Source organism: Mesorhizobium sp. BR1-1-16, from assembly GCF_020165495.1.
Classification (GTDB): Bacteria; Pseudomonadota; Alphaproteobacteria; order Rhizobiales; family Kaistiaceae; genus Kaistia.
Map to the genome: position 1 here is coordinate 194,797 of NZ_JAIUIE010000001.1, position 19,567 is coordinate 214,363.

At 66.4% G+C, this 19,567-nt stretch carries 21 protein-coding genes; 6 read left to right on the top strand and 15 right to left on the bottom strand.

Translation table 11 applies throughout. From position 1 onward, the window contains the following. Positions 1 to 60: 60 nt before the first annotated feature. The 6 genes from LB518_RS00970 to ygfZ form a co-directional block, all read right to left on the bottom strand. Positions 61 to 1,290, bottom strand: a complete 1,230-nt coding sequence (locus LB518_RS00970) for a cell wall hydrolase (protein ID WP_224572033.1) — start codon at positions 1,288 to 1,290, stop codon at positions 61 to 63. 147 nt (positions 1,291 to 1,437) lie between these two features. After that, complete coding sequence (gene ppdK / locus LB518_RS00975) at positions 1,438 to 4,140, bottom strand: pyruvate, phosphate dikinase (protein ID WP_224572034.1); 2,703 nt, start codon at positions 4,138 to 4,140, stop codon at positions 1,438 to 1,440. A gap of 85 nt (positions 4,141 to 4,225) precedes the next feature. Beyond that, positions 4,226 to 4,585 (bottom strand): YbaN family protein, encoded by a 360-nt coding sequence (locus LB518_RS00980; RefSeq protein ID WP_224572037.1) that lies wholly within the window; start codon positions 4,583 to 4,585, stop codon positions 4,226 to 4,228. A gap of 16 nt (positions 4,586 to 4,601) precedes the next feature. Then, positions 4,602 to 5,117: a tyrosine phosphatase family protein gene (locus tag LB518_RS00985; RefSeq protein ID WP_224572039.1), complete on the bottom strand. Its 516-nt coding sequence runs from the start codon at positions 5,115 to 5,117 to the stop codon at positions 4,602 to 4,604. Positions 5,118 to 5,197: 80 nt separating this feature from the next. Continuing rightward, complete coding sequence (locus LB518_RS00990; RefSeq protein ID WP_224574239.1) at positions 5,198 to 5,782, bottom strand: HD domain-containing protein; 585 nt, start codon at positions 5,780 to 5,782, stop codon at positions 5,198 to 5,200. A gap of 35 nt (positions 5,783 to 5,817) precedes the next feature. Then, the gene (ygfZ, locus tag LB518_RS00995; protein ID WP_224572040.1) at positions 5,818 to 6,702 is read right to left on the bottom strand and encodes a CAF17-like 4Fe-4S cluster assembly/insertion protein YgfZ; all 885 of its coding nucleotides are present in this window, start codon (positions 6,700 to 6,702) and stop codon (positions 5,818 to 5,820) included. 116 nt (positions 6,703 to 6,818) lie between these two features. Between ygfZ and LB518_RS01000 the strand changes: the two genes are divergently transcribed. After that, complete coding sequence (locus tag LB518_RS01000) at positions 6,819 to 8,153, top strand: dihydroorotase (RefSeq protein WP_224572042.1); 1,335 nt, start codon at positions 6,819 to 6,821, stop codon at positions 8,151 to 8,153. A 13-nt stretch (positions 8,154 to 8,166) separates the two neighbouring features. Here LB518_RS01000 and LB518_RS01005 read toward each other — a convergent pair whose 3' ends face one another. The 5 genes from LB518_RS01005 to LB518_RS01025 all read right to left on the bottom strand — a co-directional run bounded on the left by LB518_RS01005 (position 8,167) and on the right by LB518_RS01025 (position 10,822). Continuing rightward, the gene (locus tag LB518_RS01005; RefSeq protein WP_224572043.1) at positions 8,167 to 8,574 is read right to left on the bottom strand and encodes a VOC family protein; all 408 of its coding nucleotides are present in this window, start codon (positions 8,572 to 8,574) and stop codon (positions 8,167 to 8,169) included. A gap of 60 nt (positions 8,575 to 8,634) precedes the next feature. Next, the gene (locus LB518_RS01010; protein WP_224572045.1) at positions 8,635 to 9,330 is read right to left on the bottom strand and encodes a hypothetical protein; all 696 of its coding nucleotides are present in this window, start codon (positions 9,328 to 9,330) and stop codon (positions 8,635 to 8,637) included. A gap of 143 nt (positions 9,331 to 9,473) precedes the next feature. After that, complete coding sequence (locus LB518_RS01015; RefSeq protein ID WP_073051422.1) at positions 9,474 to 9,722, bottom strand: hypothetical protein; 249 nt, start codon at positions 9,720 to 9,722, stop codon at positions 9,474 to 9,476. A gap of 149 nt (positions 9,723 to 9,871) precedes the next feature. Further along, the gene (locus LB518_RS01020) at positions 9,872 to 10,291 is read right to left on the bottom strand and encodes a TIGR02301 family protein (RefSeq protein WP_224572047.1); all 420 of its coding nucleotides are present in this window, start codon (positions 10,289 to 10,291) and stop codon (positions 9,872 to 9,874) included. A gap of 84 nt (positions 10,292 to 10,375) precedes the next feature. Beyond that, positions 10,376 to 10,822, bottom strand: coding sequence for an NUDIX hydrolase (locus LB518_RS01025; RefSeq protein WP_224572048.1), 447 nt, complete (start codon positions 10,820 to 10,822; stop codon positions 10,376 to 10,378). Positions 10,823 to 10,954: 132 nt separating this feature from the next. Here LB518_RS01025 and LB518_RS01030 point away from each other — a divergent pair, with 132 nt between their 5' ends. Both LB518_RS01030 and LB518_RS01035 read left to right on the top strand, forming a co-directional pair. Next, positions 10,955 to 11,719: an SOS response-associated peptidase gene (locus LB518_RS01030; protein WP_224572050.1), complete on the top strand. Its 765-nt coding sequence runs from the start codon at positions 10,955 to 10,957 to the stop codon at positions 11,717 to 11,719. A gap of 34 nt (positions 11,720 to 11,753) precedes the next feature. After that, positions 11,754 to 12,380 (top strand): LysE/ArgO family amino acid transporter, encoded by a 627-nt coding sequence (locus LB518_RS01035; protein WP_224574241.1) that lies wholly within the window; start codon positions 11,754 to 11,756, stop codon positions 12,378 to 12,380. Positions 12,381 to 12,548: 168 nt separating this feature from the next. On the opposite strand, the gene LB518_RS01040 is transcribed toward LB518_RS01035, so the two are convergent. Further along, positions 12,549 to 12,752, bottom strand: coding sequence for a hypothetical protein (locus LB518_RS01040; RefSeq protein WP_224572052.1), 204 nt, complete (start codon positions 12,750 to 12,752; stop codon positions 12,549 to 12,551). 237 nt (positions 12,753 to 12,989) lie between these two features. Here LB518_RS01040 and LB518_RS01045 point away from each other — a divergent pair, with 237 nt between their 5' ends. Further along, positions 12,990 to 13,835, top strand: a complete 846-nt coding sequence (locus LB518_RS01045) for a DUF1499 domain-containing protein (protein ID WP_224572054.1) — start codon at positions 12,990 to 12,992, stop codon at positions 13,833 to 13,835. Here the strand turns inward: LB518_RS01045 and LB518_RS01050 are convergent. Both LB518_RS01050 and wrbA read right to left on the bottom strand, forming a co-directional pair. Continuing rightward, positions 13,822 to 14,739: an MBL fold metallo-hydrolase gene (locus LB518_RS01050; RefSeq protein ID WP_224572056.1), complete on the bottom strand. Its 918-nt coding sequence runs from the start codon at positions 14,737 to 14,739 to the stop codon at positions 13,822 to 13,824. The genes LB518_RS01045 and LB518_RS01050 overlap by 14 nt on opposite strands. Before the next feature lie 146 nt (positions 14,740 to 14,885). Continuing rightward, positions 14,886 to 15,485 (bottom strand): NAD(P)H:quinone oxidoreductase type IV, encoded by a 600-nt coding sequence (wrbA, locus tag LB518_RS01055; RefSeq protein ID WP_224572057.1) that lies wholly within the window; start codon positions 15,483 to 15,485, stop codon positions 14,886 to 14,888. 196 nt (positions 15,486 to 15,681) lie between these two features. On the opposite strand from wrbA, the gene LB518_RS01060 reads away from it, so the two are divergent. Beyond that, positions 15,682 to 16,605: an SMP-30/gluconolactonase/LRE family protein gene (locus LB518_RS01060; protein WP_224572060.1), complete on the top strand. Its 924-nt coding sequence runs from the start codon at positions 15,682 to 15,684 to the stop codon at positions 16,603 to 16,605. An 89-nt stretch (positions 16,606 to 16,694) separates the two neighbouring features. On the opposite strand, the gene LB518_RS01065 is transcribed toward LB518_RS01060, so the two are convergent. After that, positions 16,695 to 17,117: a MerR family transcriptional regulator gene (locus tag LB518_RS01065; protein WP_224572061.1), complete on the bottom strand. Its 423-nt coding sequence runs from the start codon at positions 17,115 to 17,117 to the stop codon at positions 16,695 to 16,697. 80 nt (positions 17,118 to 17,197) lie between these two features. On the opposite strand from LB518_RS01065, the gene LB518_RS01070 reads away from it, so the two are divergent. Beyond that, complete coding sequence (locus LB518_RS01070) at positions 17,198 to 19,498, top strand: heavy metal translocating P-type ATPase (RefSeq protein WP_224572063.1); 2,301 nt, start codon at positions 17,198 to 17,200, stop codon at positions 19,496 to 19,498. Positions 19,499 to 19,567 lie beyond the last annotated feature (69 nt).

Genomic DNA, 19,567 nt, shown 5'->3' on the forward strand with positions numbered 1-19,567 from the left:
GCTCCCTCGCAGTCTCGCCGGGTGGCGCGTCGACCGGCTAGATGTCGCGCAGCGCGCCGCTCAGCTCCAGCCGCCGCCGAAGGTCTTGTAGAAGATGTGGTGCCCGATACGCTCCATCTTCTTCATCGTGCGTGCCCAGCGCGGCTTGACGTAGTTGGCGTGGTAGTGCGTCGCCGAGCCGACATCGGCATTCCACCAATTGTCCTGCGTGACGACACGGCGAGCCAGTTCCTGCGCCCGCCGCCAGGACGACATGTCGGTGATGCGGTCCTTGATGCCGTCACAGGCAAAGGAAAACTGGCAGGCGTCGCGCATGTCCTTGTTCTGGTAGACGACGCCGCAGATCGTATTCGGATAGGCGGGGTTCTTCAGGCGGTTGATGACCACCTGCGCCACCGCGAGTTCGCCCTTCACGGGTTCGCCGCGCGCCTCGAAATAGATCGCCGTGGCCAGGCATTTCTGCTCCGTCTTGGAGCGTGCATTCAGCGGAATTGGATTGGTGACCCACCAATGATCGGGCTTGCCGTCCTTGCCGATCGCCATCGGCTTCGCCAGCACCGCGTTGAACGGCGCCTCGATGGCGGCGGTGTCGTCGGGATTGGCATAGGCCTGCACCGCGAGGTCGTCGGCTGTCTTGCCGGGATGCGGCGCCCGCGTTTCGCCTGCGATCGAGGCGAGCACCGCCACGGGCGCGGCGACCGGCTTCGGCGGAACGACGGCAGCGACCGCCATCTTCGCGGCGTCGGTCGGCATCAGCATCGCCACCGCTTCGCTCGCCGCAGGCGCGCCAAACACCATGCCGAGCACGTCATGCTGCAGCACGCCGGCCGAAAAGCGAGATGGCGCGATCGGGCGCGGCCGTGACATCGCGGCATCGCGCTTGTCGTCGCGATTGACGCGCGGAGGGATGAAGTCCGGCGCAGAGACGAGACCCTTGCGCACGAGATCGAGCGTCGGTTCGACCGTGACATCTGTGCGCATGGCGAAGACCGGGTGCGCCTCGGGCGTGACGAGCGTCGGCACATAGCTGGCACCGGCCGGCGTCGGGACGAGCCGCGCGAGCCAACGCTGCGAAAGCGGAACGTCGCGTCCAAAAAGGCTTGCGACATCCTGGAAGGCAACGGTTGTCGAGGACAGGGCCAGCAGGCCGGTCGCGACAAGGCCTGAAAGCAGGGCGATCCGGCTGCGATTGGGGCGTCGACGACGGCGGCGAGCAACATAGAGGACGGCCGGCGGGCCGGGCGGCTGATAAATCGTCAGCGAGGACGAAGACGGCTCATGGCTGACCATCGGGCACGCAACTCCACGCGTACAGTCCGCTAAAGGCCGGTGTGGCACTCCGGCAACGCTCCTGAAATCTGCCGGATTAACCTTGAGAGCAGGTTAACGCCGGCGATCGCTGCGGCGGTTGTGTGCCGTTTCGGGAGCGAGCGGCGTTCAGGCCAGTTCGGGGAGGTCGGCGTTGGCCGCCGCCAGACCCCTGGCGGCGATCGCGGCTTGCGCGGCTGCGAGGCGGGCGACCGGCACGCGGAAGGGCGAGCAGGAGACGTAATCGAAGCCGAGCCCGGCGAAGAAATGGATCGAGGCCGGGTCACCGCCATGCTCGCCGCAGACGCCTAGCTTGATATCCGGCCGCGTTGCCCGCCCGCGCTCGGTCGCGATGCGGATCAATTCGCCGACGCCCGCCTGGTCGAGCGTGGCAAACGGATCGGCCGGCATCAGCCCGAGTGCCAGATAGGCATTCAGGAACGGCGCCGCGTCGTCGCGCGAGATGCCGAAGGTCGTCTGGGTCAGATCATTGGTGCCGAAGGAGAAGAACCGCGCCGTCTTGGCGAGGTCTCCGGCGGCGAGCGCGGCGCGCGGCAGCTCGATCATCGTGCCGAGTTCATAGCGCGGCGCGCGCCCATGCTGCCGCACGACTTCAGCCTCCGCGGCGCGGATCCGCTCATAGATGAGATCGAGCTCCGCTTTGCTGGCGACGAGCGGCACCATGATCTCGAGATCGACGGCAACACCGCTTGTGGCCTCGATTTCGAGCGCCGCTTCCAGCGTGGCGCGAATCTGCATCTCGACGATCTCGGGGAAGGAGATGGCAAGGCGTACGCCGCGATGGCCGAGCATCGGATTGGCTTCGGCCAGCGCCTCGCTGCGGGCGCGAATGCGGGCCGGCGGAATCCCCATCGTTGCCGCCAGTTCCGCGATCTCGGCCTCGCCAGTCGGTAGGAACTCGTGCAGCGGCGGGTCGAGGAGGCGGATTGTCACCGGCAAACCCGCCATGATCTCGAACAGGGCGGCGAAATCGGTCCGCTGCATCGGCAGAAGACGCGACAGCGCATCGGCCCGCGCCGCTGTCGGCTCGGCGAGGATCAACTCGCGCACCACCCCGATGCGGCGCTGGTCGAAGAACATGTGCTCCGTCCGGCAGAGCCCGATCCCTTCGGCGCCGAAGCCGCGAGCGGCGCGGGCGTCGGCCGGCGTGTCGACATTGGTGCGCACCTTCAGCGTGCGGAACGTATCGGCCCATTGCATGAGGAGCGCGAAATCGCCGGAGAGTTCGGGTTCGCGAAGCGGAACCGCGCCGACCAGCACGAGGCCGGTGCCGCCGTCGATCGTGATGATGTCGCCGCGGCGAATGGTCCGTCCGCCTGATGTCATCGTGCCGGATTTGAAGTCGACGCGGATCGTGCCGGCGCCGGAGACGCAGGGCTTGCCCATGCCGCGCGCGACGACCGCGGCATGGCTGGTCATGCCGCCGCGTGTCGTCAGGATTCCGCGTGCGGCGTGCATGCCATGCACATCCTCGGGGCTGGTCTCGACACGAACGAGGATCACCTTGCGCCCCTGCGCTCGCGCCGTCTCCGCCTCGTCGGGCGTGAAGACAACGGCGCCGCTCGCCGCGCCCGGCGAGGCCGGCAGGCCACGCGCAAAGATGTCGCCGCTGTCATCGGGGTCGATGGTCGGATGCAGCAGCTGCTCGAGCGTCCGCGGCTCGATCCGTGCCACCGCCTCCGCGCGGCTGATCAGGCCTTCACCGGCCATTTCCACGGCCGTGCGCAGGGCGGCACGAATCGTTCGCTTGGCCGGGCGCACCTGCAGCATCCACAGCCGGCCGCGTTCGATCGTGAATTCGAGATCGAGCATGTCGCGGTGATGCCGTTCCAGCCGCTCGGCAACAGCCGCGAAATCGGCATAGGCCGTGGGCATCAACTGTTCGAGCGACGGGGTTTCCGAGCCGGTTTCTCGGCGCGCACGCTCGGTCAGGTCCTGCGGGGTGCGCGTGCCGGAAACGACATCCTCGCCTTGCGCGTTGGGCAGGAATTCGCCCCAGAGGATCTTTTCGCCTGTTGAGGGATGGCGCGTGAAGGCGACGCCGGTTGCCGAGGTTTCACCGAGATTGCCGAACACCATCGCCTGCACCGTGACAGCCGTCCCGGCTTCGGCGTCGATGCCGTTGATCCGGCGATAGGCGATGGCGCGCGGATTGTTCCACGAGGCCATGACCGCGCCGATCGCGGCCCAGAGCTGCGCGTCCGGCGCCTGGGGAAACGCCGCCTCAGTCTCCTCGAAGACGATGCGCTTGAAGATCTCGCAGACCTGCTCCCAGTCGCTCGCCGAAAGCTCGGCGTCGAGCACGAGGCCGCGTGCGAGCTTCAGATCCTCCAGCCGCTCCTCGAACAGCGCATGGTCGAGACCGAGCACGATATGGCCGAACATCTGGATGAAGCGGCGATAGCTGTCGAACGCGAAGCGGCGGTCTTCCGAGGCGCGCGCAAGCCCTTCGACGGTTTCGTCGTTGAGCCCGAGGTTGAGCACAGTGTCCATCATGCCCGGCATCGACGCCGCGGCGCCGGAGCGGACCGAGACCAGCAGCGGATCATCGGCGTCGCCAAAGCGCCGGCCGGCGATGCGGCCGATCCCGTCGAGTGCTGCCGCGACTTCGCCGGTGAGCCCATCTGGAAAGACATGGCCACTGGCGAGATAATGTTTGCCGATCTCGGTCACGATCGTGAAACCGGGCGGCACCGGCAGGCCGAGCGCGCTCATCTCGGCAAGGCCCGCGCCCTTGGCGCCGAGCCGTTCCATTTCGGCGAGGCCGCCCTCGGCGGAACCGCCGCCGAATGCATAGACCCACTTCGCCATGTCGACGCGCTCCTGTCGGCGCCCCGTCGCGCCGCTTCTAGCTAAATCAGGCGCTTGCTGCATCGCAATACGAATTTAATCGGCTTCAGTGGCTGGGCCGAGACAGCACGAAGCCGGCAGAGGCGAGAAGCGCTGCCGCGACGAGAGTGGCGAGCCACGGCGCCGGGCGGACGAGGAACCAGAACATCGCGAAGCCGCCCGCCATGCCGACCACTGCGAACGCCTTGGCGAGCGGGGGGATGGCGCCATTTTCCCGCCACTGAACGATTGGCGGTCCGAAGATCGGGTGGGCGAGGAGCCAGGCCTCGAATCGCGGCGAGGAGCGGGCGAAGAACCAGGCGGCGAGGATCATGAAGACGGTCGTCGGCATCACGGGCAGCACGAGACCGATCACGCCAAGCGCCACCATCAGCCAGCCGGCGACGGCATAGAGCGGACGCTTCATGCCGCGCCGCCGTCCGCTAACGGTCGAGCGCGAGCGCGAAGGGATGGCCCTCGAACGCGTCATGGCCGCGGCCGATGCTCTCGATCGCCTGCACCATGCGGCCGCGACGGCCGAGCATCTCATCGGCGAAGCGCACGAGACGGAGATTGGGGGTCGCGGAGGCCGAGCCGGCGCGGATCAACGCGGCGATTTCAGCCTCGTCGCGTTCGGGACGCAGCGCGCAGACCGTGATGAAGGCGGCGGCGGTCGAGCGGCTGATTCCGGCGAAGCAATGGACGACGATCGGCTTCTCCGCCTTCCAGCCCTCCAGGAAATCGAGCAATTGCTCGACATGCTCGGCCGCCGGCGGCGTCATGCCTTCCATCGGTTCGAGGATGTCGTTGAAGCCGAGAAAGAGATGACGCTCCTCCGGGATCGAGGCGGGCCGTTCAACCGGCGTGTCGGCGTTGATCAGCGTGACCAGATGGCTGGCGCCGGTCTGCGCCACGGTCGAACCGATCCGGGACAATGAACAGACATAAACGCGCGGCATCATGAAACTCCTGTCATGCGAGGGCTGGCGCAAACGCCGCCCGCTTCTCTGCCTTCATGTAGTGCGGCACCGGCGCGGGGTCACGCCGAAAGCGCGGCGTCGCCCATGGCCGTCGTGAGCGCGCCGAAGCTGTCGAGAAAGCGCTGCTGCGCCATCGCGGTCGGCCACGGCTCCAGCGAGAGATGCGCCGGATCGATGCCGCGCGGCCTTCCGAAAAACGATGTCGCTTCGGCGCTTCCGAAGCCGGCCAGCTTCGTCGCCTCATAGTAAGCGGCGACCTTGTCCGCTGCCTTGATGGCGCGTGTCAGCGCCGGAGGGCGGTCGGCCGGCAGGCCGAAACGCAGATGGATCGCTGCCAGCAGACGCGCCTCGACCGCCTTGTACTCGCCGCCGACCAGGGCCTTGAACGGCGATATCATATCGCCGACGACATATTCAGGGGCGTCATGCAGCAGGGCTGCGAGTTGATCGGCGGGCGGCATCGCCGGAGCCAGCGCCAGCGCCACTTCGACAACCAGAACCGAGTGCTGCGCGACGGAAAAGGCATGGTCGCCGCGCGTCTGGCCGTTCCAGCGCGCGACGCGGGCAAGCCCATGCGCGATGTCGGAAATCTCGATGTCGAAGGGCGAGGGATCCGCGAGATCGAGCCGGCGGCCCGATAGCATGCGCTGCCACACCCGGGGTGTGGCGTCGGCCCGGCTCACGCCGCGCCCTCGTCATCGGCGCCGGCCGGCCAGGTGAACCGGGCAAAGGGCGGCAGCGTGACCGTCAGCGGAACGCCGCCGGCCATCGCCGCGCCGCCGCTATCGAGCGCCAGCTTTGTCCGATCGAGCCGAAGAAGGGCGATGCCGTGGTCGCCGGCGCTGGTGCCGAGGATTCCGAGCGCCTTGCCATCGGCCTCGACGGGCGTGCCGGGCGCCGGCAACGGCCCTCCCGAAACCATCACGGCGCGGCGGCGGGCCGTGCCGCGATGCTGCATGCGCGACACGATCTCCTGCCCGACATAGCAGCCCTTGCGGAAATCTAGCCCGCCGAGATCATCCATGTCGGCGTCATGCGGGAAGGCATCCCCGAACGCGAAATCGCGTCCACCCTCGGGAACGCCGAGCGCGATGCGATGCGCATGCCAGTCCTCGGCCGTCCGCTCGTGATAACCCGGCGCCGAGGGATCGATGCCGTTTGGCAGGATCGCGCGGAAGCCGAGCGCGGCAAGGCGCGGATCGGCGATGACCGTGCCCATGACGGCCGGTGCGGCCGTGCCGTCCCAATAGGCGACGACGGCGTGGCTTTCAGCGAGGCTCGCGATCTCGACCTTGGCGCGCAGCCGATAAAGCGTCATCCGCTTGGTGAAATCGGCGAGCGCAGCCCGGGGCAGGTCGATCAGGAAGCCGTCCACTGTCGCGGCGACCAGAAAATCGGCGAGAATCTTGCCCTGTGGAGAGAGTAGGGCGCCGAAACCCGCGCCGGTTGCAACAGCGCGCTCCATGTCGGTCGTCACGATGTTCTGCAGAAAGCGCTCGGCGTCCGGCCCGCCGATCTTGAGAACGGCGCGGTCGGCGAGGATGGCGAACGACCCCTCACGCATCGACATGGTTCCCATGCATTTCGGGAACTTGTGCAGCCGGCGCCTCTTCCTTAAGCCGGGAAAGAGTTGCCGCCGGGGCAGGGGCGGGACACGCGCAAGCACTGGGGAGGGCGGCCATGAACACTACCTATGAGCTTCTGTTTCGTAACGGCACCGTCGTCAATCACGACGGTATCGGCACGCCCGACATCGCCGTGAGGAACGGCCGTATCGCCGCGATCGGCGATATCGATCCCCGCCGCGCCGGCCGCGTCGTCGACTGTACCGGCCTCCATATATTGCCGGGGGTGATCGACAGCCAGGTTCATTTTCGCGAACCGGGCGCCGAACACAAGGAAGACCTCGAGACGGGCTCGCGCGCCGCTGTGATGGGCGGCGTCACCGCCGTCTTCGAGATGCCGAACACCAAGCCAACGACGACCAGCGCCGAAGCATTGGCCGACAAGGTGCGGCGCGGCACCGGCCGCATGCATTGCGATTTCGCCTTCTGGGTGGGCGGCACGCGTGAGAATGTCGCCGATATTCCGGAGCTCGAGCGGCTGCCGGGTGCTGCCGGCATCAAGGTGTTCATCGGTTCCTCGACCGGCGATCTCCTGGTCGAGGACGACGCCGGCATCGCGGCGATTCTCGGCAAGACTCGCCGCCGTGCCGCCTTCCACGCCGAGGACGAGCCGCGTCTCAACGAGCGGAAGCCGCTGCGCGTGCCCGGTGATCCGTCCTCCCATCCCGTCTGGCGCGATGCCACGGCGGCGCTGATGGCGACCGAGCGCCTCGTTTCGATCGCCCGCCGGGCCGGCGCACGCATCCATGTGCTGCATATCTCGACCGCCGAAGAGATCGCCTATCTCGCCGATCACAAGGATGTCGCGACCGCCGAGGCGACGCCGCATCACCTGACGCTCTCGGCCGATGATTATGCCCGGCTTGGAACACTCCTGCAGATGAACCCGCCGGTGCGCGACCGTGCGCATCAGGCCGGCGTCTGGCAGGGGCTGACCAATGGGATCATCGACGTACTCGGCTCCGACCACGCGCCGCACACGCTGGAGGAGAAGGCCAAGCCCTATCCGGACAGCCCTTCCGGCATGACCGGCGTTCAGACGCTGGTGCCGATCATGCTCGACCACGTCAATAATGGCCGCCTTTCCCTGGAGCGGCTGGTCGACCTGACCTCGGCCGGACCGGCACGAATCTTCGGCATCGCCCGCAAAGGTCGCATCGCGGTCGGCTATGACGCCGATTTCACCATCGTCGACATGAAGCGCCGCGCCACCATCACCAATCGCTGGATCGCCTCGCGCGCCGCCTGGACACCCTATGACGGCAAGCGCGTCATCGGCTGGCCTGTCGGCACGGTGGTGCGTGGCCGCGAGGTGATGTGGGACGGTGAACTCGTGTCGCCGTCGATGGGCGCGCCGGTTCTGTTCGGCGAGGCGCTGCCGCGCGGCTGAGCGGCCGGCGCCGTCACTGATCATCGATCTCCAGCTCGACCGACGGTACGGAGCGCCTGTGCGGGCCGTGATAGACCGCCTCGATATTGTTGCCGTCTGGATCGAGCAGGAAAGCGGCGAAGTAGCCCGGATGATACGGGCGCTCGCCTGGCGCACCATTGTCGCGGCCGCCCGCAGCGAGCCCCGCGGCATAAAAAGCCGCCACCTGATCGGCATCGGCGGCCTGGAAGGCCAGATGGCAGCGCCCGGTCAGTGGCGAACCGCCCGAGACGAACAGCTCATCGGCATAGAAATAGCCGTTCTCGACCGTCAGCTCGATCCCCAGCGGCGCGAGCACCGCTTCATAGAAACGGCGGCTCGCATCGAGATCCGCCGTCACGATCTGGATGTGGTCGATCATTCGGCCACGATGAAGCTTCATGTCGTCCTCCCACTTTGATGAGAGGAACAAAACACGAACGCTCTAGTCCGTCAATATGGATCAGTCACCGGCCTGGAACTCCGCCCACTTCCCGTCGGGCGTGATGCCGACCCGGTAGAACAGATAGGCGCCGTAGTTCTTCATCTCGTCGAAATCGGAGGCGGTCAGCAGGCGGAACAGTTGGACCATCTGTTCGGGTGTCAGCTTGTCGAGCGGATAGCGCGCGAAATAGGGCCAGAGATAGACCTCGTTCGGCGTGCCGACATCGACATGCACATAGCCGGCTTCGAGCACCTCGCTGAGAATCGCCAGGATCTCGCGCCCGTCCGGATCGCCGGACAGCGACTTCAGATAGGTGATCGGATCGCTGCTGTCACCTTCGTCTGCCCCGAGATTGGGCGGATGCGGGCCGGACTCGATGATGGGCTTCAGCTTGTTGATGTCGCCGGTCTTCGCTGCCGCGAGGATGTCGTTGCGCAGTTTCTGCACGGCCGGCGGCAGCTTGGAGAAGTCGTATTCGACCACGGGAACCGGCTCGTCGTCTGCCGGAGCAGCGCTCGCCGGCTGGTCGGGTGTCGGTCCCGCCGGCGGGCCATCTGCATCGCCGTCATCGCCTTGATCGGGCGGCGCGGTGATCGTCTGCGTCTGCACCGGCTTCGCGTCGACTGGCGCTGCCGCCCATGCCGGTGCACTGGCCGCGATGAGAACGGCGAGAATTGCGGTTCCGATCGGCGCCGCCAGATTTTGCCCGCGCATCGCTTACTCCCTGATGATCTGGTCTGCAGGGCCGAGGTGGTCAACCCGGCCGAGACAATGCTGGGCCAAGCGCCAAAAAGCGCTTCTGCCCGAGTTCGCGATCGGATCAGGAGATTGCGGCAGAACCGGGTTCCGACGAAAAACTACTGGATGGTCCGCAGCAGTGTGAACTCGCCACGGCGTACGCGATCCGGCAGCGAGACCGTGAGATCGGCAACCGCATCTTCGCCATAGGTGTCGATCAGGTCCGACAGGGCGGCGAACAGAGCGGCATGCGCCATGATGTCCGTGTCGATGCCTTCAGCAACAGCCTCGTCCCAGGCCTCGGTCAGATAAGCGAGAGCGGCGCGCTTCTGCTCGGCGATCTCGACGCGTTCGCGTTCCTCATCCATGAGCAGTTCACCTTCCGTTTGCTTGGGATCGATTCGATCTGCAGCGCGATCCGAATCGCCGACGGAAAAAACCTAGCACGCACAGACTCAGCGAGGACAGCTATCCTGAAGAAGGGGTTAATCCAACACTAAAAATCCGGTTAATTTGGTTAACGTGGCAGCGGTGCATCACCTCCATAGCGGGTGGTCACATCCCGCGTCAGACGTGCTCCCTCATCCAGATAGCGATCGACGGCGGCGATGGCAGCCGGCGTGCAACTCCGATAGAGCGCTGCAAAGCCCGAATAGCCTTGGTTGAACGCCGCCGTCAGGCGAGCCCGGCGCTCGGGAGAGGGTGCCTCGGCCGCCACCAGGGCCGCCATCTGGTCGCGCCAGAGCGTTGGTTCCGCGGCGCCGCAAAGCGGCCGCAGGTAGTGCAGCGCGCCGAGGATCTCGGCAAGACGCACCAGGGGCGCATCATAGGGCGGCTCGGCGGCCCGGACGCTTGCGGCTGCGAGCAGCACAGCGACCAGCATCGACGCGATGGCGCCAATGCAGAGGCGATGAATCAAAAGAGAGGCGGAACGCATGGCTGCCGGCGCTGGGGCCGGGAGGCCGGCCGTCTGATGGGGCGGATCATGGTCCGCCCGCCGAACGGGCGCAAGGCGCCGGCGTCACGCCATCGTCCGGGCTCGCTTGAGCACGCGGACGAGGTCCGGCGTGGTCGGCAGTTGCATCGCCTCGTCGATGGTCACCCAGGCCGCTTCAGCCGCATCGCTGGCCGCGACGGCATCGCCCTCGGCGTTTCCGGCATAGCTGACCACCACGAAATGGCTGTCGACGGCGTCGCTCTCGCCGATGATGACGTCGAGCGCTTCGACGAGACGCAGCGGCCCGGCGTTAAGGCCGGTCTCCTCCTGCAGTTCCCGCCGCGCCGCATCCTCGAGGCGCTCGCCCCATTCGACACGGCCGCCGGGCAGCGACCATTGGCCTTCGAAAGGCGGCTGGCCGCGCTTGACCAGCAGCACGCGTTCATCGCGCCAGAGCGCAATGCTGACGCCAAGGCCCGGACGCCGGGGCGCGGCGACTGTTTGGGGCGGAGCGGGTGCTTTATCGGGCATCGCGTCGGATTCCGGTTGAACGACGAAAGTTTCGCCGGGATTCGCCGCCCTGGGAAGAGCGCGCCCTGCAGGATGGGCATGACGAGCCCCTTTGCCGCTGCTAAAAGCGGAGCGTTGTGACGGATGATTGCGATGTGCGGACGTTATGCGCTGGCGGTGACGCCGGAAGATCTCGAACAGGAATTCTCGCTCATCCGTATCGAGTGGTTTCCGCCGCGCTACAACATCGCGCCGACCCAGCCGATTCACGTCGTTCGCGCCGAAAAGGGCGCGCGGATGCTTGGCCTCGTACGCTGGGGCCTGGTGCCGTCCTGGGCCAAGAACCCGGCCGATCTGCCGCTGTTCTTCAATGCCCGCTCGGAAACGGCGCCGGACAAGCCGGCCTTTCGTGGCCCGTTCCGTCATCGACGCTGCCTGATTCCCGCCACGGGTTTCTATGAGTGGAAGCGCGAGGGCGGGCGCAAGCAGCCCTTTCTTGTCCGCTCGCCGGAACGCCGCATCTTCGCCTTTGCAGGGCTTTGGGATGAATATGCCGACGCAAACGGCAATCTGCTCGACAGCGCCACGATCCTGACCACGGCCGCCAACGAGGATCTTGCGCCGATCCACGACCGGATGCCGGTGGTGATCGAGCCCGCCGATTATGATCGCTGGCTCGGCCTGGTCCCCGCAGGCAAGGAGGAACTCGTCTCCACGCTGGTGCCGGCGCGACAGGGCTTCTTTGAGACGGTTGCGGTCGATACGCGCGTCAACAGCGCCCGCGATGATGATGCGGGGCTGCAGGCGCCGCTTGCGGAGCGTCCGATGGCGGATCCGCCGAAAAGATTGCCGCCGCAGGGTGATAAGGGCTCCATCGCACCAGCCGATGACGACGATCGGCAGATGAAGCTGCTCTGACAAACCACATTTCCCCGGAGACACAATGATGGCCATGCCGCTCGCAGCGCCAGCGCTGGAGGGCTTCCTGCTCGGTGCCAGCCTCATCGTCGCGATCGGTGCGCAGAACGCCTTCGTGCTGCGGCAGGGGCTCGCGCGGCGGCATGTCTTCGCCATTGCGAGTTTCTGCTTTCTCGCCGATGCGATGCTGATCGCGGCCGGTGTCGCCGGCCTCGGCACCATTGTGCAGCAGTCGCCGCGCCTGCTGACGGTGGTGACCCTGGCGGGAGCCGCGTTCCTGTTCACTTATGGCATCATGGCGCTTCGCCGCGCGCTGCACCCGGGCGGACTTTCGGCGCGCGGGGCTGCGGAGACGAAGCTCGGCCCGGCGCTGTTGACCGTGGCGGCGCTGACCTTCCTCAATCCGCATGTCTATCTCGACACGGTGGTCCTGCTGGGCTCGCTGTCGGCGCGACACGAAGGCTGGGCGCGCTTTGCCTTCGGCGCCGGCGCCGCGCTGGCCTCTGCGACATGGTTTTTCGGGCTCGGCTATGGCGCTCGCCTGGCAGCGCCGCTCTTCGCCCGACCCGCCGCTTGGCGCGTGCTGGATGCGGTGATCGCGCTCGTGATGGCGGCGATTGCGATCTCTCTGCTGGCACAGGTGCTCGTTCCGTTGCTTTGAACGGTTCGCCAGCGGAATTGAGTTCTGGGGGTCGCGCTTCGCGCAACAGGTCCGGGCGCATGGCCATGGGCCATGTCGACGCTGTTACAACCGCTTGCCATCCGGAAGCGCATGGCCGTCCACGCGCTACCCCGATATGCTGCAGCCCTTACGGGCTGGTGTCAGGTGTCAGTCCTGCTCGCGTGCGGCGATGGCCATCTGCATCTGTTCGGATTTCTGAGCCGTCTTGGCGGCCGTCTTTCCGGACTTCTGCTGCTGGCGGATCGCAGCGACCAGCTCGGGATTGCCGAGCTCGCCATATTTCGAGCGCAGGTCGTGTTCCTGCTCACGTTGTGCTTTGGTCGTAAATGTAGAGTGATCTTTGCTGGTCATGATCTTTGCTTCAGTCCTTGGCGTATTCGCGTCGCCGTTCCGATCTTTCGCCGGTTGGCAAGCGCGAATGACGCATATGATCATTTAATATGGCAGATTCGTGTTTTAGAAATCCGTTAACGACGGCTAGACATTCGTCATGCAAGGTTTTGGACTTGAAAGACGTACTCTGTTGCCATTTCGACACATGATCGCGTTCACACTTTATTTCCATCTTGCATCAATGAGGCGCGGCTGATGCGCCGTCCGCAGCGCCCGATCCCGCTTGCCGCCATTTGGGCGCTCCGCCTTGCGGCGCTGCCGATCCCGCTGCTCATTCTTGCCGGACTGCTTCACCGCGCCTCGATGATCGCTCTGGCGCCGCTCTTCATCGTCATCGGCCTCGCCTGGCTGATGGCGGGTCTGGCCTTGATGGCCGCAGTCGTTGCCTTCCGCTCGATCTGGGTGAATGGCGGCGGCGGCGCCGCTCCGGCAGTCGGCGCGACGGCGCTGGCGCTGCTGGTGCTGGCAGTGCCCGCCGCGATCATCGTCGATCTTGTCCGCCTGCCGCGGATCGCAGATCTCTCGACCGATCTCAGCGATCCGCCGCTCTTCACGGCGGCTCCGGACAGCGTCGTCATGCGGCCTCTACCGAACGAGGTCGAGCGGGCCGCCCAGCTCGATGCCTATCCGGACATCCTGCCACGCCACTATCCCCAGTCACCCGAGCGCGTTTATCTGGCGATCGCGGGCCTCGTCGCGGCGCATGGCTGGACCGTGACGGACGCGCGGGCGCCGGACAGCGACAACGAGGTCGGATGGATCGAGGCGACGGCGCGCACCTTGCTGCTGGCGCTGCCGGCCGATGTCGTCATCCGCATCATCGCCGATGGTTCCGGCGCGTTGGTCGACATGCGCTCCGCCTCGCGGATTGGCGCGCATGATCTCGGCGATGATGCGCGACGCATCCGCGATTTCTTCGCAGACCTCGACGCGGCGTTGCAGGGCGTCCCGGAAGGGGAGGACGACGCGCGGCCGCAGGCCTTGGAGGGTGACGGCGTTCTGCCGCCCCTGCCAGAGCCGGCGCCCGTCAGCCGGAGCTGACCGGCGAGTAGGTGGCGGCGAGCCCGCTGCCGCTCATGACATTGAGCCGCCCGCGCGCCACGAGGTCCTCGATATGCGCCAGAACCGAGAGCGCTGCCGCGCCTTGCAGCGCGGGCGGCGTCTCCCGGTAGATCACGGCGACGATCTCGGCGATGGTGCGGTCGCCGCGCTCGATGCGGGCGAGGATGGCTGCCTCGCGCAGTTTGCGATGGGCCTTCAATGCGCGCACGAAGGTCGGCGCATCGGCGATCGGCGCGCCATGGCCGGGCAGATAGATCGTCTCCGGTCGCGCGGCGAGGACGTCGAGTGACCGCAGATAATCGGCCATCGAGCCGTCCGGCGGCGCGACGACTGTCGTCGACCACCCCATGACGTGATCGCCGGAAAACAGCATGTCGCTGCCGTCGAGCGCGAAGACCATGTGGTTGGCGGCATGGCCCGGCGTCGCGATCGCCTGGAGCGACCAGCCATCGCCGGAGAGGCGCTCGCCATCCGCGATCTGCTGGTCCGGCACGAAGGCACGGTCGGCGCCAGCTTCGAGCGTCGCGTCCTCGCCCGGACGCGGTGGCCGCGCGAAGCGATGCGCGCCAGCGGCGTGAACGGGCGCGCCGCAGGCCGCCTTGAGGCGCTCTACCCCGGCGGAATGGTCGCGATGCGTGTGGGTGACGAGAATCGCGTCTATCGTTTCGCCGGCCGTTGCCGCGATCAACGCGTCGATATGGGCGCTATCGTCCGGGCCAGGATCGATGATCGCGACGTGGCCGTGACCGACGATATAGCTGTTGGTGCCCCGAAAGGTGAACGGGTTGGCGTTCGGCGCGGTCACGCGGCGGACGCGGTCCCCCAGCGCCACGGCGGTGCCGGTCTGCGGATCAAAGTCGCGGTCGAAACAGATCTCTGCCATGAGCGGCAGTTAGAGACCATCGGCTGCCACTTCAACCTGAAATCCGCCACTGGCGGTTCCGGACACCCAAACAAGAACGCCCCGGACGAGCCGGGGCGTTCGATCCGTCACCGACGATGGGGGACGGAAATCTGCAGCGCCCGGGATCAGGCGGACTGCTTCGCGGCGATCTTGGCGACATGCGCGCCCTGATAGCGGGCGGCCTCGAGTTCGATGGCGGAGGGCTGGCGCGCGCCGTCGCCGCCGGTGATGGTCGAAGCGCCGTAGGGCGAGCCGCCCTTGATTTCCTCGAGGCCCATCTGGCCCTGGAAGGCGTAGGGCAGGCCGACGACGATCATGCCGTGATGCAGGAGGGTGGGGATGAAGCCGAGGATGGTCGATTCCTGGCCGCCATGCTGGGTCGCCGACGAGGTGAACACCGAGCCGACCTTGCCGACCAGCTTGCCCTGTGCCCAGAGAGCACCGGTCTGGTCCCAGAAATTGCGCATCTGCGAGGTCACGGTGCCGTAGCGCGTGCCCGAGCCGACAATGACCGCATCATAGTTCTCGAGCTCCGCCGGAGTGGCGATCGGCGCGGCCTGGTCCATCTTGTAGTAGGACGCCTTGGCGAGTTCATCCGGCACCAGTTCCGGGACGCGCTTGATGTCGACTTCCGCGCCGGCCGAGCGAGCGCCTTCGGCAACGGCCTCAGCCATTTTCTCGATATGGCCGTAGGCGGAATAATAAAGCACGAGAACTTTGGTCATGAATCTCAGTCCCTTTTGCGTTTGGTGAGCTTGTTTGGTCTGTTAGCGGCCCGAGGGGAAGCGCTTTTGCGGTGAACAGTCTGTCGCCCACGGACGATTGCGGCTGCAAGAGCGACTGGCGCGGCGTCCTTGCCTCTTCCAAACGCGATGACAGGCAGTATGCTCCGGCACGGGAGCGAAACGAGCCGGAGGAACCATGCTCGACAAGGAATTCATAACGCTGGACGAGCGGTTCCGTCGCTATGCGATGGGCAATGTCCATATCGAGAAGCTGTGGACCGGGAGCCGATGGGCCGAAGGACCGGCCTATTTCCCGGCCGGCAAATACCTGATCTGGTCCGACATCCCCAACGACCGGCTGCTGCGCTTCGACGAGACCGACAACTCGGTTTCCGTCTTCGCTTCGCCCTGCAACAATCAGAACGGCCACACGGTCGATCTCGAGGGCCGGCTGATCGCGTGCGAACATCGTGGCCGCGCCGTGACGCGGATCGAGCATGATGGCTCACGCCGCATCCTCGCCGATCGCTTTGAAGGCAAGAAGCTGAACTCGCCGAACGATGCCGTCGTGAAGTCGGATGGCTCGATCTGGTTCACTGATCCGAGCTACGGCATCGACGGCGAATATGAGGGCGATCACGCCATTTCCGAGATCGGCGCCTGCAACGTCTATCGCATCGACCCGATCAACGGTGCTGTCACAGCTGTGATCACCGACATGGTCAGGCCGAACGGCCTTGCTTTCTCGCCGGACGAGAAGCTGCTTTACGTCGCCGACACCGGCCTGACGCACAAGGCCGACTGTTCGCCGGATATCCGCGTCTACCACGTGGCCCCTGATGGCCGCAGCGTCAGCGCGGGACGCCGCTTCGCCACTTGCGACAATGGCCTTTTCGACGGCTTCCGCGTCGATATTCACGGTAATATCTGGAGTTCGGCCGGCGACGGCGTCCATTGCTTCGCGCCTGACGGAACGCTGATCGGCAAGATCCTCATTCCCGAGGTGGTGGCCAACGTCACCTTCGGCGGCCGCAAGCGCAATCGCCTTTATATCTGCGGCACCACCAGCCTCTATTCGGTCTATCTCAACACCCAGGGTGCCCTGCGCCCGAAGGTTTGAGCCGGACCAAGGCCCTCACCCCGACCCTCTCTCGCTCGCGGGAGAGGGCAGGGGTGAGGGTCTCGCCCGCCTGAAAAACCGCCCGTTCCTCAATGCGACTCGTGCAGGCAGGCCGTGTGGTCGCCGAGCACCTCGATGACGCGGCATTCGGCAACGCGGCCATGCTCGCCCTCGTCGACCATGCGCTTGACCTCGGCCCTCAGCGCCGTCAGTTGCGCGATCTTCTCATCGATCTCGGCAAGGTGCCGCCGCGCGATCGAATCGACATCACTGCAAGAATGGTCGGGCTGGTCGGAGAGATTGAGCAACTGCCGGATCGCGTCGACGGCGAAGCCGAGATCGCGCGCATGACGGATGAAGCGCAGCCTGCTGACCGATGCCGCATCATAGCTGCGGCGGTTGCTCTCCGTCCGGTCGGCCACGGGAAGCAGGCCGACATCCTCGTAGTAGCGGATGGTGGGAACCTTGACGCCCGTCGCTTTGGCGACGGCGCCGATCGAGATGGCGCGCATGCGAATTTCCTGCTTGATCCTCTAGTCGCTTGAGCATTTAGCCTCTCATCATCCGAATGCAAGGGATGAGAGGCATTGCCATGAACGCGCCGCTGACCACCGAGGAGCGCTACCGCATCGGCGGCATGGATTGCGCCGCCTGCGCCGCCAAGATCGACAAGGCCGTGCGCCGCATCGATGGCGTGCTGGAGGTTTCGGTTTCGGTGGCTGCAGGGACGATGACGGTGGCGCGCCGCAGCGAGACGTCGGTCGAGGGGGCGGTGACGCGCGATGTCAGGCTGCTCGGCTACAGCGCTGCCCGCATCGCCGGCCGCAGTGCGCCCGCCGCCGAGCACGATGTCCATCATGATCATGTCCATGATCATCACCACGACCACGACCATGACCATGCGGATCATGATCATGCCGCCCATGATCACGGCTCGCATGCGCCTGACGCCAAGGCCTCTGGCACCGACGCCGCACTGCCGGCCGGATTGCACGGTCATGACGAGGACGACGAGGCTGCCGGTATCGCCTGGTGGCGGACGCGCAAGGCTCGCCTGACCATCGCGGCCGGCCTCGCCATTGTCGCCGCCTATGGCGTCATGCTGGCTTTTCCGCCGCTCGGCCACTGGCCGTTCGCCGTGGCCATGCTGGTCGGCCTGGTGCCGATCGCCCGCCGCGCCTTCATGGCCGCGCGTTTCGGCAGCCCATTCTCGATCGAGACTCTGATGACGATCGCCGCGGTTGGAGCCGTCGCCATCGGCGCCAGCGAAGAAGCGGCCATGGTCGTGTTCCTGTTCCTGATCGGTGAGATGCTCGAAGGCGCTGCCGCCCGGCGGGCCCGCTCCAGCATCCGCGCGCTCTCGGAACTCCTCCCGGAAACGGCGCTGCTGGAGGTGGATGGCGCCACGACAACCGTTCCCGCCGACGCACTTGCAATCGGCAACATCATCCGCGTTCGGCCGGGAGACCGCATCGCCGCCGACGGGCTGATCCTTTCGGGGACGAGTGCCATCGACGAGGCGACGGTCACCGGCGAAAGCGTCCCGAAGCGCAAAGGCGAGGGCGATGTGGTCTTCGCCGGCACGATCAATGCCGATGGCCTGCTGCGCGTCGAGGTGACGGCGGCGGCCACCGACAATACGATCGCCCGCATCGTTCGCCTCGTCGAGGAGGCGCAGGAATCGAAGGCGCCGATGGAGCGCTTCATCGATCGTTTCGCACGGGTCTATACGCCCGGCGTACTGGTCGTGGGTGCGCTCGTTGCAGTGGTGCCACCGCTTCTCCTCGGCGCATCCTGGGATGAATGGATCTACAAGGGCCTCGCCATCCTGCTGATCGGCTGCCCCTGCGCATTGGTGATCTCGACGCCGGCCGCCATTGCCGCAGGCCTCGCCGCCGGCGCGCGGCAGGGCCTCCTGATGAAGGGTGGCGCCGTGCTGGAACGGTTGGCGGCAATCAACCGCGTTGCCTTCGACAAGACCGGGACGCTGACGCTTGGTCGCCCGATCGTGAGCGCGCTCGTCCCGTTCGGGACGGCGGACGAGACCGAATTGCTCACATTGGCAGCAGGGCTCGAAGCCGGATCGAGCCATCCTCTCGCCAAGGCGATCCTCACCCGCGCGGCCGAAGCCGGTATCGCGCCGCCGTCTGCCGACGACGCGACGGCTGTTGCCGGCAAGGGCATCGCCGGGCGGATCGGCGGTCGCTCGCTGTTTCTCGGCGCGCTGTCCGCGGGCGCGGACCGCGTGTCGCTGGACGAGGAAGCGCGCGCGAAGGCCGAGGCCATGGCGGCGGCCGGCGATAGCGTTTCCGTGCTGATGGCCGACGGCATCCCGCTCGGCCTCATCGCGATCCGTGATGGCGCAAGGCCCGATGCTGGGGCCGGCCTGCAGGAACTGAAGCAGATGGGAATCGGCTCGATCATGCTGACGGGCGACAATGTGCGGGCTGCGACCCGCGTCGGCTCGGAAATGGGTATCGAGGTCCGCGCCGAGCTTCTGCCCGAAGACAAGCAGCGCATCGTGACCGAACTGCGCGCTGCCGGCTTTCATGTCGCCAAGATCGGCGACGGCATCAACGATGCGCCAGCGCTGGCTGCCGCCGATGTCGGCATCGCCATGGGTGGAGGCACCGACGTCGCACTCGATACGGCAGACGCCGCGATCCTCAACAGCCGCATCGGCGACGTCGCCCGCCTGATCCGTCTCGCGCGGCGCACGATGGCCAAGATCCGCCAGAACATCGTCATCGCGCTCGGACTGAAGGCGGTGTTCCTCGTCACGACAATCCTCGGCATCACCGGTCTCTGGCCCGCCATTCTCGCCGATACCGGGGCGACGGTTCTGGTGACGATCAACGCGCTGACGCTTCTCGCCCCGCGGCGCAACAGCTGAGCGATATGGCGGCCGGCTTGCTCTGGCCGGCCGCCGCCTCCGCCGCCCTCAAGCAATTGTTAACGATAA